We start from the raw sequence: 14,511 nt of genomic DNA, 5'->3' as shown, positions 1-14,511 counted from the left end.
AATACTGATTTAACATGACCCATGCATTGATCGAACTGTCTGACCTGGGCTTTAACTGGCCCGGGCAGCCACAGTTGCTGGACATCCCCGCTTTCCGCCTGGAAGCAGGAGAAACCCTGTTTCTGAAGGGCCCGAGTGGCAGTGGCAAAACCACGCTACTGGGCCTGCTCGGGGGCGTACAGAAACCCAGCCAGGGCAGCATCCGCCTGCTCGGCCAGGAGCTGACCGAACTGTCGGCCGGCGCCCGCGACCGCTTCCGTGTCGACCACACCGGCTACATCTTCCAGCAGTTCAACCTGCTGCCGTTCCTGTCGGTGCGCGAGAACGTCGAGTTGCCCTGCCACTTCTCCAAGCTGCGCGCGCAACGGGCGAAACAACGTCACGGCAGTGTCGACCGCGCCGCCGCGACCTTGCTGGCGCACCTGGGGTTGAAAGACAAAGACCTGCTGGAGCGCCGCGCCGACTCGCTGTCCATCGGCCAGCAACAACGGGTGGCCGCCGCTCGCGCGCTGATCGGTCAACCCGAATTGGTGATCGCCGACGAGCCCACCTCGGCACTGGACTACGACGCCCGCGAAGCTTTCCTTCAGCTGTTGTTCGCTGAATGCCGCGAAGCCGGCGCCAGCCTGTTGTTTGTCAGCCATGACCAAAGTCTGGCCGCGCTGTTCGACCGCCACCTGTCGCTGGCCGAACTCAATCGCGCCGCCACGCCCGCAGAGGTTTGAGATGTATCTGTTCCGTCTAGCCATGGCCAGCCTGGCTAACCGCCGCTTTACCGCGATCCTCACCGCATTCGCCATCGCCCTGTCTGTGTGCCTGCTGCTGGCCGTGGAACGCGTCCGTGTCGAGGCGCGCAACAGTTTCGCCAGCACCATCAGCGGCACCGACCTGATCGTCGGCGCCCGCTCCGGCTCGGTGAACCTGCTGCTGTATTCGGTGTTTCGCATCGGCAATGCCACTAACAACATCCGTTGGGACAGCTACGAACACTTCGCCGCCAGCCCTCAGGTGAAATGGGCGATCCCGATTTCCTTGGGTGATTCCCACCGTGGCTACCGCGTGATGGGCACCAACGAGTCCTACTTCGAGCACTACCAATACGGTCGCAAGCAACACCTCGAACTGGCCAGCGGCCGCGCCTTCGCCACCGACCCGTTCGAAGTGGTGCTCGGCGCCGAAGTGGCTGACGCACTGCACTACAAACTCGGCGACAAACTGGTGCTGGCCCATGGCGTCGCGGTGGTCAGCCTGGTCAAGCACGATGACAAACCCTTCACCGTGGTCGGCATCCTCAAGCGCACCGGCACGCCGGTGGACCGCACGTTGCACATCAGCCTCGGCGGCATGGAGGCGATCCATATCGACTGGCACAACGGTGTGCCGGCTCAAGGCAAAGGCCGCATCAGCGCCGATCAAGCGCGCAACATGGACCTCACGCCGCAGGCCATTACCGCGTTCATGCTCGGGCTGAACAACAAGATTTCCACGTTCGCCCTGCAACGGGAGATCAACGAATTCCGTGGCGAGCCGATGCTGGCGATCCTGCCGGGCGTGGCGCTGCAAGAACTGTGGAGCATGATGGGCACCGCTGAAAAAGCGCTGTTCGTGATCTCGCTGTTCGTGGTGCTGACCGGCTTGATCGGCATGCTCACGGCGATCCTCACCAGCCTCAACGAGCGCCGTCGCGAAATGGCGATCCTGCGCTCAGTGGGCGCACGGCCGTGGCATATTGCAACCTTGCTGATCGTGGAAGCCTTCGCCCTGGCGCTGTCCGGCGTGATCGCAGGCGTGGGCCTGCTGTACGTGTGCATCGCCGCCTCGCGCGGTTACCTGCAGGCCAATTACGGCCTGGACCTGCCCATGTCGTGGCCCAGCGAATATGAATGGACGCTGCTCGCCGGTATCCTGGCCGCCGCGCTGTTGATGGGCAGCGTGCCCGCGTGGCGCGCCTATCGACAATCACTGGCCGACGGCCTGTCGATTAGGCTGTAGAACAGCCGCTGCAAGTTTCAAGCGTTAAGCTGCAAGCGAATCGGCTTTAACTTAAAGCTTGCGGCTTCTAGCTACCTACTGAGGAGTTTTCATGCGTCGCGCCCTCGCTGCACTGTTTTTGCTGGTGGCCCTGCCCGCCTGGGCCGCCGAGCCCAAGGAACTGACTTGGTCGGAGCTGATCCCGCCGGATGCCATGCCCGAAGTGCCCAATATGCAGCCGCTGCACAACCTGTCCGGCATGGCGGATGCACTGGAGTCGGCGCCGGCGGCCAAGCAGGAAATGCCCCACGCGCCTGTGGTGCAAAGCCTTGATGGCAAGCACATCCGCCTGCCCGGTTATATCGTGCCGTTGGAAGTCGGCGAAAACGGCCGCACCACTGAATTCTTGCTGGTGCCGTATTTCGGCGCGTGCATCCACGTTCCGCCACCGCCGTCGAACCAGATCGTGCACGTTAAAAGTGAAGTCGGCGTGAAGCTCGATGAACTGTATCAACCGTACTGGATCGAAGGCGCGATGCGGGTCAAACCGTCCACCAGCGAACTGGCCGACGCCGGTTACCAGATGGATGCCGAGAAGATTTACATCTACGAGCTGCCGGAGTAACGCTGATCGCGCTTTCGTTGAGCTGAGTCAAAAGATCGAGCGGAACGATCTTTACCATTGGACGTACAACTTTTAACGTCCTTTTGGAGCTCCCATGAACAAGTCTCTGCTCGGCGCGTCCCTCTTCGCGCTCGCCCTCGTTGCCCCTGTCGCACACGCTCACGAAGCGGGCGACATTCTGGTTCGCGCCGGTGCAATCACCGTGAATCCGAAGGCTGACAGCAGCACCGTCAAAGTTGACCAGGGCCCATTGGCCGGCACCAACCTGGGCGGCAAGGCGACCATGAGCAGCGATACCCAACTGGGCTTGAACTTTGCCTACATGCTGACCAACCACGTGGGTATCGAACTGCTGGCCGCCACACCGTTCGAGCACGACGTGAAGATCAAAGGCACCGCCCTGGGCGCCGCCAACGGCAAGCTTGGTACCCTGAAACACCTGCCGCCAACCCTGAGCGTCGTGTACTACCCGCTGGATAACAAATCGGCCTTCCAACCTTACGTAGGCGCCGGTATCAACTACACCTGGATCTACGACGAGCACGTCGGCAGCCGTGCCCAAGGCGCAGGTTTCAGCAACTTCAAGGCTGAAAACTCCTGGGGCTGGGCCGCACAGATCGGCGCGGACTACATGATCAACGACAAGTGGATGATCAACGCCCAGGCGCGCTACATCGACATCAGCACCAAGGCCACCGTGGAAAACAACGCCGTGGCACCTGGCACGCGTGCCAAGGTCAATGTGGACGTTGACCCAATGGTTTACATGGTGGGTATTGGCTACAAGTTCTAATCCCGACCTAAGCAACACTGCATAACCAAATGTGGGAGCGGCGCACCGCCGCTCCCACATTTTGGTTTTGCGTGTATTCAGTTGTGCCGGTAGAAGCGATCCAGCAACGCCGGCAGCCCCGCCCGCCATGCCCGTGGCTTGATGCCAAAGGTATGGAGGATTTTCTTGCAGGCGAGCACCGCGTGTTGCGGTTCTTCACTTGCATCCGGCCGGGCCGCATGGGCCTGGGCGGTGGGGGATTCGATCGCCAACGGATGAAAATTGCGCGCTTCAGTGAGAATCGCCTGGCCCAGCGCCAACGGCGTGGTCGCCTCATGGCCGGCGTAGTGGTAAGTGCCCCACAACGGCGCCGCGCAATCGAGTTGCTTGAGCACCGAAATGATCACCCGCGCCGCATCGTCCACTGGCGTCGGGTTGCCGCGCCGGTCGTCAGCCATCAGTAATTCATCGGTTTTTTCGGCCCGGGCCAGGAAGCGCCCGAGGGTGCCGTCGACGCTGTCATCCAGCAGCCAACCAAACCGCAGCAACACATGTTGCGGGCAAGTGGCGCGCACGCTTTGTTCGATACGCCACAACGCCTGGCCGCGCAGGCCCAGGGGCACCGGCTCGTCTTTTTCGCTGTAAGCGGTGGCGCGAGAGCCATCGAACACGCGGTAGCTGGACGGTTGCAGCAAGGTGATGTTGTGGTGCTGGCACAGCTCGGCCAGACGCTCGATAGCGAACTCCTGGGAGGCCAGGCGGGTTTCGCTGACCGCTTCGGCCTGGAACCAGTCGAAATAGTAGGCGAGGTTGATCAACGCATCGGGACGGGTGTCGTCGAGCAATTGGGTGAGGCTCGCGGCATCCCAGCCGTCTTGGGGCGGTTTGGGTGCGAGGAAACCAATGTCTTCCTCTGCACCGAGGCGAATCAGCGCCTGCCCGAGGGCATTCCCGCCGCCCAGTAACATAAGGCGCATTCGCATAGATTGAGCAGGCCCGGTCTGGTTGGAACGAAGGTTATTCATGTATTTGTCAGAATCGTTGCATTTTGCGGGTTCGTAGCGCAACCGTCACGGACAAACTGCGCGATTGCAACTTGTTGGAGCGGGCGGTATCAATCACTCCATGAACCTTCCTGAATCCACCGACAGCGCGTTGCACGGCTTCCACCCCGCCGTCAGCGCCTGGTTCCGCAGCACCTTCCCTTCGGTGACAAGCGCCCAGGCCCAGGCATGGCCGCTGATCCGCCAGCGCCAATCGACGCTGATCGCCGCGCCCACCGGCTCCGGCAAGACGCTCACAGCCTTTTTGGCGGTGCTGGATGACTTGGTCCAGCAAGGCTTGGCGCACGGCGGGCAACTGCCGGACGAAACCCTGGTGGTCTACGTGTCGCCGCTGAAGGCGCTGTCCAATGACATCCAGATCAACCTGCAGAATCCGCTTGCCGGAATCACTCAGCACTTGCAGAGCCAGGGCCTGCCGCCGCTGGTGATCCGCACCGCCGTGCGCACGGGCGACACCCCGCAAAAAGACCGCGTGCAGATGCGCAAGCGCCCGCCGCACATTCTGGTGACCACTCCGGAATCGCTCTACGTGCTGCTGGGGTCGGACTCCGGGCGGCAAATGCTCGCCCGCACGCGCACGGTGATCGTCGATGAAATCCACGCTATCGCGGCCGGCAAACGTGGCAGCCACTTGGCGTTGAGCCTGGAGCGCCTGCAAGGTCTGTGCGCCGAACCACTGACACGCATTGGCTTGTCGGCCACGCAAAAGCCCATCGACGCGGTGTCACGTTTTCTCGTGGGCACCGGCCGCCACTGCGCGATTGTGGATATCGGCCACGCCCGCCCCCGCGACCTGGATATCGAAGTACCGCCAGTGCCGCTCTCGGCAGTAATGGCCAACGATGTGTGGGAACGGGTCTACGACCGCCTCGCCGAATTGGCCCGCGAGCACCGCACCACGCTGGTGTTCGTCAACACCCGCCGCCTGGCAGAACGCCTGGCCCGGCATTTGAGCGAACGCCTGGGCAAAAGCGCCGTGGCCGCGCACCACGGCAGCCTGGCCAAGGAAATGCGCCTGGACGCCGAACAACGACTCAAGGCCGGTGAGCTGCAAGTGCTGATCGCCACCGCGTCCCTGGAGCTGGGGATTGATATCGGCGACGTGGATTTGGTCTGTCAGATCGGCTCGCCCGGCTCCATCAACGGCTTTCTGCAAAGAGTGGGACGCTCCGGCCACCAGGTCGGCGGCACGCCCAAAGGGCGCTTGTTCGCCACCACACGCGACGACTTGATCGAATGCGCCGCGCTGCTCGATTGCGTACGCCGGGGTGAGCTGGACACCTTGCACATACCGGTCGCGCCGTTGGACGTGCTGGCCCAACAGATCATCGCCGAGGTCAGCGCCCAGGAATGGTCGGAGCAGGCCTTGCTCGACCTGATCCGCCGCGCCGCGCCCTATGCCGAGCTGGATGAACGCCATTACCAAGCGCTGCTGCAGATGCTCAGCGACGGCTACAACGGTCGCCAGGGCATCCGTAGCGCCTACCTGCACCGCGACGCCCTGAGCCGCACCTTGCGCGGTCGGCGCGGCGCCAGACTCACTGCCGTGACCAGCGGCGGCACCATCCCCGACAATGCCGACTACAGCGTGTTGCTCGAACCCCAAAGCCTGAACATCGGCAGCGTCAACGAAGACTTTGCGGTGGAAAGCATCGCCGGGGATATCTTCCAGCTCGGCAATACGTCCTACCGAATCCTGCGGGTCGACGCCGGCAAGGTGCGCGTCGAGGATGCCCATGGCCAGCCGCCGACCATTCCGTTCTGGCTCGGCGAAGCGCCCGGGCGCAGCAACGAATTGTCGGCGGCGGTGGCGCGTTTGCAGGGCCAATTGGACGCGCTGCTCAGCGCCACGTCCGGCAACCTGCAAGCCGCGCAAGACTGGCTCACCGAAACCCTCGGCCTGAACCGCGCCAGCGCCGAACAAATCCTCGATTACCTGGCGCGCACACGCTTGGCCCTGAGCGCCCTGCCGTCCCAGGACACGTTGATCATGGAGCGTTTCTTCGACGCGTCTGGCGGCACCCAACTGATCATCCACACGCCGTTCGGCAGCCGCGTCAACCGCGCCTGGGGCCTGGCCTTGCGCAAGCGTTTTTGCCGCACCTTCAATTTCGAATTGCAGGCCGCCGCCAGCGAAAATGCGATCGTGCTGTCACTGTCCACCAGCCACAGTTTCGAGCTGGACGCGGTGTGGCGCTACCTCAACAGCCACAGCGCCGAACATATCCTGATCCAGGCCGTGCTGGAGGCGCCGCTCTTCGGCGTGCGCTGGCGCTGGAATGCCGGTGTGGCGCTGGCATTGCCGCGCTTTACCGGCGGGCGCAAGGTGGCGCCGCAGATCCAGCGCATGAAAAGCGAAGACCTGATCGCCAGTGTGTTTCCCGACCAGATCGCCTGCCTGGAAAACCTCGCCGGCGAGCGCGAAGTGCCTGAACACCCGCTGGTCGAGCAAACCCTCGACGACTGCCTTCACGAAGCCATGGACAGCGACGCCTGGCTGGCCCTGCTGCGGCGCATGGAGCACGGCGACGTGCGCCTGATCAGCCGCGACTTGCCAGCGCCCTCGCCGATGGCCGCCGAAATCCTCAGTGCGCGGCCCTACACCTTTCTTGACGATGCGCCACTGGAAGAGCGCCGAACCCAGGCCGTGCTCAACCGACGCTGGAGCGACCCGCAAAGTACCGACGACCTAGGGGCGCTGGATGCTGACGCTATTGCTGGCGTGCGCGAAGAAGCCTGGCCGGCGCCCAACGGGCTGGATGAAATGCACGAGGCGTTGATGAGTCTGGCGTGTATCGCCGCCAGCGAAGTCACGCCGCAATGGGCGCAATGGTTGCACGCCTTGGCCAAGAGCGGCCGCGCCTTTCAATTGCACAATGACCTGTGGGTCGCCGTTGAACGCTTGAGTTGCTTGCAGGCAATCTTCCCCAACGACTTGCCGCTGTTACCTGGTTTCGATGAGCCCTGGACCTTTGATGAGGCCGTGGTGGAAGTGCTGCGCGCACGCCTCGGTGGGTTCGGCCCGCTGAGCCTGAGCGAGATCGCCGCGCCCCTGGCCTTGCGAGAATCTGATGGGGTCCAGGCGCTGGCCCGCCTGGAGCAGGAAGGCTATGTATTACGCGGCCATTTCAGCCCCGCTGCCACTGAGGAGCAATGGTGCGAACGCCACCTGCTGGCGCGTATTCATCGCTATACGGTCAAGCGCTTGCGCCGGGAAATCGAGCCGGTGGCACTGCAGGATTTCATGCGTTTTCTGTTCGATTGGCAGCACCTGTCCGACGGCACACGCGGTCAGGGCAGCGCGATGTTGCCGCAGATCGTTGCGCAGTTTGAAGGGTATGCCGCCGCCACATCCGCCTGGGACAGCGACCTGCTCAGCGCACGGCTCAAGGATTACTCCTCCACCTGGCTCGATGACCTGTGCCGCAGCGGCAAACTGGTGTGGACGCGCTTGAGCAACAAACCCGGCGCCATGGCATTACGCAGTACGCCAGTGGTGTTGCTGCCCCGCAGCCAGGTGGGACTGTGGAGCGGACTGACCGAACTCACCGACGCCACCACGCTGTCACCCAAGGCGCAGAAGGTGCATCAAGCCCTGCGCGACCACGGCGCGCTGTTTTTTGATGAGCTGGTGCACGAGGCCCACTTGCTGCGCAGCGAACTGGAAAGCGCCTTGCAGGAACTGGTCGGCGCCGGGCTGGTAAACGCCGACAGCTTCGCCGGCCTGCGCGCCCTGACCACGCCCGCCAGCAAACGCCAGGCGCGCAGCAGTCGGCGTGGGCGCGGCGCGTTTATCGGCGGCATGGACGACGCCGGGCGCTGGGCCTTGGTGCGGCGTTCACCCACCGCCGCCGGCGCGCATTCGGCCGAGACGCTGGAGCATGTGGCAATGACCTTGCTGCGCCGCTATGGCGTGGTGTTCTGGCGCTTGCTCGAGCGTGAGGCGGATTGGCTACCAAGCTGGCGCGAGTTGCTGCGCACTTTTCATCGGCTGGAAGCACGCGGGGAGATTCGCGGGGGGCGATTTGTCAGTGGGTTGGCGGGGGAACAGTTTGCGTTGCCGGAGGCGATCCCGTTGCTGCGTGAAGTGCGACGTCGGGCCCATGACGGCAGTTTGATTGTTGTGTGTGGGCCTGATCCGCTGAACCTGGTGGGCACGTTGTTGCCGGGCACCAAGGTGCCGGCCTTGAGTGGTAATCGAATTGTGTATCGGGACGGGTTGCCGGCGGCGGTGATGGTCGCGGGCAAGCAGCAGGTGTTGTTGGAGGTGGATCAGGTGGCGGTGCAGAATAAACTGATTAAGCGTCCGTAACTTAGCAGCTGTCGAGCGCCAGCTGCTACGGGTTGTGAAGGTCACTGAGTCCGAGGCGGCTCCGTGACCACCACCGAAGCCGGCACCTCTGCATCAGGTTCATCCCCCAGCAGCGCACGCTTGGGCAACAAAATCTGCTGTGGATAAGTCTGCGCGAAGTGCACCTCGTCACAATTATCCACACGCTTTTTCAGCCGCTGGTTAAACGCGCGACTCACCGCGTATTGCCCGCCCGAGACCGTGCGGAACTGCGCCGTCAGCACCACGCCGTTGAGGTCCATCTTGTCGACACCAAACACCTCCAGCGGGCCTTGCAGGTTGTACTTGAGGAACACATCGTCGCGAATCGATTGCCCGGCCTCGCGGATCAATTCCAGCGCCTTGTCCACGTCCGTGTCGTAGGTGAACTGCACTGAGAAGAATGCATAGGCAAACTGCCGCGACTGGTTGGTAACCGCCTTGATCTGCCCGAACGGCACCGAATGCACAAACCCCTTGCCGTCGCGCAGGCGCAGGGTGCGGATGGTCAGGCCTTCGACAGTGCCGGCGTGGCCGGAGTCGAGCACCACCCAGTCGCCGATGGACAGGGTGTCTTCAATGATGATGAACAGCCCGGTGATCACATCCTGCACCAACTGCTGGGAACCAAAACCGATAGCCAGGCCGACCACGCCGGCACCGGCCAGCAGCGGTGCGACGTTGATGCCGAGGTTGGCCATGGTGGTGATTGCGCAAATCACCACCAGGATGATTTTCACCGCGTTGCGCACCAGCGGCAGGATGGTTTTCACCCGGGTACTGGGCTGGCGGCTCGAGCGATCGTTGACCGGCGGTTTCAGCGCTTCCTGAATCGCCGTATCCAGGACCACCCAGAACAACCCGGTCATCAGCAGGATCAAGCCAATGCTGCTGAGGGAATCGCTGATCGCCCGACCGATCGAGTTGCGCTCGGCGAATTCAAACAGCGAGACACCCCAGATACGCCCAAGGACTTCAATAAACCCGAGCGCCATCGCAATGCGCAAGATCGCGTGCAGCACGCTGAGGAAACGCTCCTTGTAAGCACTGCTGCGCTGGATCGCCACTTGGCTGCGCGACTTGAACAGGTGTTGCAGCACAGTGCTCAGGAACACCGTGCCGATTAGCAAAATGGTGGTGAGCAGCGCGCAGCGCAGGGCTTTCTGGTTATCGTCCCCGGCGCCGATCAGGTTTATCGCCGAAACCAGCACCATCAGCAGGATCGGCCAGTACCAGAGCCCGGAAAATATCCGCAGCGATTGTTGCAACGCCGGGTGTTTAAGGCGCTGGGTCAGCGCCTGATTACGGATCAAGTGCGCGACCGGGCGACGCAGGCGAATCACCAGCATGCCGAAGGTTACCGCCGCAAACAGGCCGGTAAACATCGCAATGCCGCTGGTGATATTGCCGCCGAACTGGCGGGCGATCTGCGGGCTGGTCAGCGCATCGCTGAGGGCGGCGAGGAACCCGATCATGAACATCGGCTTTGGGCAGTAATCGCGGATGATCTGCACGGCCGTGCGTTTATGCCCGACGTCAAACATAACGATCACGCACAACAGGATGGACGTGGAGAAGATGCCGCTACTGGTCGCATAGGCAAAACACAACGCCAGCGCCCGGCCGATGGAGGTCGGCAAAAAGTGACTGACGTAAAGCGTCAGCGGCAGACAGATCACGGCCGGGATCGTGTAGGGCACTAAATAACCGAGTACGCCTTGCAAGCGTCCGCGCCGATGGACAAAGGGACGTTGGCTGACACGCCTGACCAGCCTGCGCCCCAGTAAGGTCAACAGCGCGAAGGCGCCGATCCAGACGCCGGACAACAGCAGGAAGTCCCCGGCCACGCTCCATGGCGAGCGGTCCGAGGGACGGTTGACCAGGCGCCCCACCTCATTGGCCGCACGGTCGGCGCGCAGGCGCCAAGCGTCAAGGAGGTTCTGGTTGAGATCAAGCTTGTCCTGCACATCAACGATGCTGGAGCTGATGGCCCCGAGCAGGCCGCCCTCGACCAGAATTTCCGGCTTGGCCGGCGTTTCGGCTTCAGGCGCGGCCGCCGCGGCGTGCACTGCGCCGCTGCCGCAAAACAGCAGCGCGCCGAGCAGTAATGCAGTCTTTGAATTCAGCAAAACACCGGGCTCCTTGAGGTAGGTCTGTAACGAGCTGACGGGTTTTGGCGCTGATCGTTCCCGTCTAAAACGCAATGCGCTGGGGCGTGCCGTCCGTAAGGCGCTGGAAACTTTCTCGCAAATCCCACAGTCATCCCTCCATGGAGGTCATTCGACCCATTAACCACGGGAGCAACCATGTCCGCGATTCATATCGGCATTTCCGGCTGGCGCTACACGCCTTGGCGGGGGGGCTTCTACCCCGAGGGCCTGACCCAGAAACGTGAGTTGCAGTTTGCGTCACGGGCGGTCAACAGCATTGAGATCAATGGTTCGTTCTACGCGCTGCAAACGTCGCAGCGCTACGCCCAATGGTACGCCGATACGCCAGACCGAATCGAGTGCTGGCGCCACGGCAAACAACCGTCAGACGCCCACCTGATGGACCCGAAACGCAAGCCGCGCGACGTGTTCTGCTTCTTCGACAACGACATCAAGGTGCGCGCGCCCTTCGATACGCGCCAATTGCTACAGCGCTTCGAGCTGGATAAAGCAATGACCACTGAGCCCGGCAAACTACCAGAATTGGGGGTGCTGCCATGACTCATCCGGAATTGATTCCCGTGACGCCCACCGCCGCCATCACGCGCTTCACCGTGCTGACGGTCAATATCCACAAGGGTTTCACTGCCTTGAATCGACGCTTCATCTTGCCCGAGCTGCGTGAAGCAGTACGCAGCGTGGGCGCCGACATGGTGTTCCTGCAAGAAATTCACGGCACCCATGAGCGCCACCCCCAGCGCTTCAGCGACTGGCCGAACATGCCGCAGTACGAGTTCCTCGCTGACAGCATCTGGCCGCAGTTTGCTTACGGGCGCAATGCGGTCTACCCCCACGGCGATCACGGCAATGCGTTGCTGTCGAAATTCCAGATCGTGCGCTACGACAACCTCGATATCTCGCAAAGCGGCCATGAAAACCGTGGCCTTTTGCATTGCGTGATGCGCCTGCCGGGCACCGGCCAAGAGGTGCATGCGATCTGCATTCACTTGGGGCTGCGCGAAGTGCACCGCCAGCAGCAATTGCGCTTGATCGAACAGCGCATCAGCGAAATTCCTGCCGACGCGCCGCTGCTGGTTGCCGGTGATTTCAACGATTGGCGCCAAAAGGCCGACCTGAGCCAGAGCGGCCTAAAAGAAGTATTCATCGAAACCCAGGGCAAACCCGCGCGCACCTTCCCGGCGCGCTTGCCTCTGCTGCCGCTGGACCGGATTTATGTGCGCAATTTGAAGGTGCATAACCCCCGAGTACTGACGACACGGCCCTGGTCCCATCTATCAGACCATGTCCCCCTGTCAGTGGAGATTGAGCTATGAACGTCGCCGTAGAACATATTTCCACCGACCAGCCGCCGGACCAAGCCAAGGCACGTGACCTGGATTACGGCTGGCAGAGTGGCAACCAGGTCCAATTGCTGGAGAACGGCGAAGCGTACTTCCCTGAGGTGTTCACTGCACTGCGCGAAGCCCGGCGCGAGATTCTGCTGGAGACCTTCATTCTCTTCGAAGACAAAGTGGGCCATGAGCTGCATGGCATCCTGATCGAGGCGGCGCGCCGTGGGGTCAACGTAGTGGTCAGCCTGGATGGCTTTGGCTGCGGCGAACTGAGCCCGTCGTTTCTCGGCGAGCTGGCCGCGGCCGGCGTTGCGGTGCAGATGTTCGACCCCGCGCCAAAGACCCTGGGCATTCGCACCAATTGGTTTCGCCGCCTGCACCGCAAGATCGTGGTAGTGGACGCGGAGGTGGCCTTCATCGGCGGAATCAATTTCTCCGCCGACCACCTGGACGATTACGGTCCCGAGGCCAAGCAAGATTACGCGGTGAAGGTGATCGGCCCGGCGGTAGCGGACTTGCATCATTTCGCCTTGGCCCAAAGCGGCCGCCAAGTACGCACGCGACGCGGTTGGCGACGACGCCAGCAGCGGCCGCAGATCTGGTCGACCGATAAGGGCGATGGCCAGGTGCGCCTGATTTACCGCGACAACGCGCAGCATCGCGATGACATCGAAGAAGCGTATATCCACGCCTTGAGCAAAGCCCAGACACGCGCGGTGATCGCTAACGCCTACTTCTTCCCCGGCTACCGCCTGCTGCGGGAAATCCGCAACGCCGCGCGCCGTGGCGTGCACGTGCAATTGATCATGCAGGGCCAGCCCGATGTACTGCTGGCCAAGCTGGCGGCGCGCATGCTCTACGACTATTTGCTCAAGGACGGCGTGGTGATCCACGAGTATTGCCAGCGCCCACTGCACGGCAAAGTCGCACTGGTGGATGACGAATGGAGCACGGTGGGGTCGAGCAATCTGGACCCATTGAGCTTGTCGCTGAACCTGGAAGCCAACGTGTTGATTCGCGACCGTGCGTTCAATCAACAGCTGTATGAACGACTGGAAGCCCTGGCAAAAAACCACTGCCAGACCATGCCGGAAAAACGCAAGCCGCGCCTGTGGCTGTGGCGTTTGACCGTGGGTTTCCTGGTGTTCCATGTGATGCGCCACTTTCCTGCACTCACCGGCTGGTTGCCCGCGCACAAGCCGCGTTTGAAACCTTTTGAGGCTCAGCGCCATGACGTCTGAAACCAAAGGCTCGCAGTTCAAACGCTGGAAGAAGCCGCTGACCATCGTCTTCTTCTTGCTGCTGATTGCGCTGTTCACCCTGCTCGCGCGGCGCATCGATTGGAGCGAAGTGGTTCAGACCCTGGGCGACTTCAAAGTGCGCACGCTGGTGATCGCCAGCGCACTGACGTTATGCAGCTTTCTGGTCTACGCCAGCTTTGACCTGATCGGCCGAACGTACATTCGCCAGCCCCTGGGGTGGAAGCAAATCCTGCCAGTGGGGATCATCAGCTATGCCTTCAACCTCAACTTGAGCGCCTGGGTGGGCGGCATCGCCATGCGCTATCGACTGTATTCGCGCTTGGGGGTGAGCACAGGCAATATCGCCAAGATCCTCGGTCTGAGCCTGGCGACCAATTGGTTTGGCTATATGGCGATAGCCGGCGTGGTTTTCAGCAGCGGCCTCGTCACGATGCCACCAGGCTGGAAGGTCAGCACCACGGCATTGCAAGGCATTGGCGCGTTGTTGGTACTGGCCAGCCTGGGTTACCTGGTGGCCTGCCAGTTTTCGAAAAAGCGTGCGTGGACGATTCGCGGCATGGAAATCAACCTGCCGTCGCTGCGTATGGCGTGTTTGCAACTGATGTTGGGCGCGTTGAACTGGTCGCTGATGGCGGCGGTGATTTTCACGTTGCTGCCGGCCAAACTGGATTATCCGCTGGTGTTGGGGGTGTTGCTGATCAGCGCGATTGCTGGCGTGCTCACCCACATCCCGGCTGGGCTTGGGGTGCTGGAGGCGGTGTTTATCGCGCTGTTGCAGCATGAAGCGTCGCGGGGCAGTTTGCTGGCGGGGTTGATTGCGTATCGGGCGATCTACTTCATCTTGCCGCTGCTGATCGCGCTGGTGATGTACCTTGGCGTAGAGGCCAAGGCCAAGGCGTTGGGGGTGAAGAAAGCACCGGCTTAAGACTGTAGTGACTGGTCGACCGCCTTCGCGAGCAAGCCCGCTCCCCCGTTTAATCGTGTA

11 protein-coding genes are annotated in these 14,511 nt (G+C 62.1%); 9 read left to right on the top strand and 2 right to left on the bottom strand.

The annotated features are described in order from the left end of the window. Positions 1-14 precede the first annotated feature (14 nt). The 4 genes from AACY52_RS07985 to AACY52_RS07970 all read left to right on the top strand — a co-directional run bounded on the left by AACY52_RS07985 (position 15) and on the right by AACY52_RS07970 (position 3,389). Positions 15-725, top strand: a complete 711-nt coding sequence (locus AACY52_RS07985; protein ID WP_339416997.1) for an ABC transporter ATP-binding protein — start codon at positions 15-17, stop codon at positions 723-725. A gap of 1 nt (position 726) precedes the next feature. Further along, on the top strand, positions 727-1,992 hold the full coding sequence (locus AACY52_RS07980; RefSeq protein WP_339416998.1) for an ABC transporter permease: 1,266 nt from the start codon (positions 727-729) through the stop codon (positions 1,990-1,992). Between the two features lie 91 nt (positions 1,993-2,083). Then, the gene (locus AACY52_RS07975; RefSeq protein ID WP_339416999.1) at positions 2,084-2,596 is read left to right on the top strand and encodes a DUF3299 domain-containing protein; all 513 of its coding nucleotides are present in this window, start codon (positions 2,084-2,086) and stop codon (positions 2,594-2,596) included. A 94-nt stretch (positions 2,597-2,690) separates the two neighbouring features. Further along, on the top strand, positions 2,691-3,389 hold the full coding sequence (locus AACY52_RS07970) for an OmpW family outer membrane protein (protein WP_339417000.1): 699 nt from the start codon (positions 2,691-2,693) through the stop codon (positions 3,387-3,389). Between the two features lie 77 nt (positions 3,390-3,466). Here AACY52_RS07970 and AACY52_RS07965 read toward each other — a convergent pair whose 3' ends face one another. Next, entirely contained in the window at positions 3,467-4,351 is an 885-nt protein-coding gene (locus AACY52_RS07965) for a sugar nucleotide-binding protein (protein ID WP_339417053.1), read from the bottom strand. 142 nt (positions 4,352-4,493) lie between these two features. Between AACY52_RS07965 and AACY52_RS07960 the strand changes: the two genes are divergently transcribed. Beyond that, a complete protein-coding gene (locus tag AACY52_RS07960) occupies positions 4,494-8,744 on the top strand; it encodes a DEAD/DEAH box helicase (RefSeq protein WP_339417001.1) in 4,251 nt (1,416 codons plus the stop codon). A 41-nt stretch (positions 8,745-8,785) separates the two neighbouring features. Here AACY52_RS07960 and AACY52_RS07955 read toward each other — a convergent pair whose 3' ends face one another. After that, positions 8,786-10,891: a mechanosensitive ion channel domain-containing protein gene (locus tag AACY52_RS07955; RefSeq protein ID WP_339560402.1), complete on the bottom strand. Its 2,106-nt coding sequence runs from the start codon at positions 10,889-10,891 to the stop codon at positions 8,786-8,788. Between the two features lie 177 nt (positions 10,892-11,068). Here AACY52_RS07955 and AACY52_RS07950 point away from each other — a divergent pair, with 177 nt between their 5' ends. From AACY52_RS07950 to AACY52_RS07935, 4 genes are read left to right on the top strand one after another with little or no spacing between them, the layout of a single operon-like run. Then, positions 11,069-11,473: a DUF72 domain-containing protein gene (locus tag AACY52_RS07950; protein WP_339436993.1), complete on the top strand. Its 405-nt coding sequence runs from the start codon at positions 11,069-11,071 to the stop codon at positions 11,471-11,473. Continuing rightward, the gene (locus AACY52_RS07945) at positions 11,470-12,246 is read left to right on the top strand and encodes an endonuclease/exonuclease/phosphatase family protein (RefSeq protein WP_339417004.1); all 777 of its coding nucleotides are present in this window, start codon (positions 11,470-11,472) and stop codon (positions 12,244-12,246) included. The genes AACY52_RS07950 and AACY52_RS07945 overlap by 4 nt, the downstream gene beginning before the upstream one ends. Further along, positions 12,243-13,505, top strand: coding sequence for a cardiolipin synthase ClsB (gene clsB, locus AACY52_RS07940; RefSeq protein WP_339417007.1), 1,263 nt, complete (start codon positions 12,243-12,245; stop codon positions 13,503-13,505). Before AACY52_RS07945 ends, clsB begins: the two co-directional genes overlap by 4 nt. Continuing rightward, on the top strand, positions 13,495-14,451 hold the full coding sequence (locus tag AACY52_RS07935; protein ID WP_339417009.1) for a lysylphosphatidylglycerol synthase domain-containing protein: 957 nt from the start codon (positions 13,495-13,497) through the stop codon (positions 14,449-14,451). Before clsB ends, AACY52_RS07935 begins: the two co-directional genes overlap by 11 nt. The last annotated feature ends 60 nt before the right edge of the window (positions 14,452-14,511 follow it).

It is taken from the genome of Pseudomonas sp. EA_65y_Pfl1_P113, from assembly GCF_963970525.1.
Classification (GTDB): Bacteria; Pseudomonadota; Gammaproteobacteria; order Pseudomonadales; family Pseudomonadaceae; genus Aquipseudomonas; species Aquipseudomonas tritici.
The sequence above is the reverse complement of the archived record's forward strand: the minus strand, read 5'-3'. Positions and strand labels throughout refer to the sequence as shown.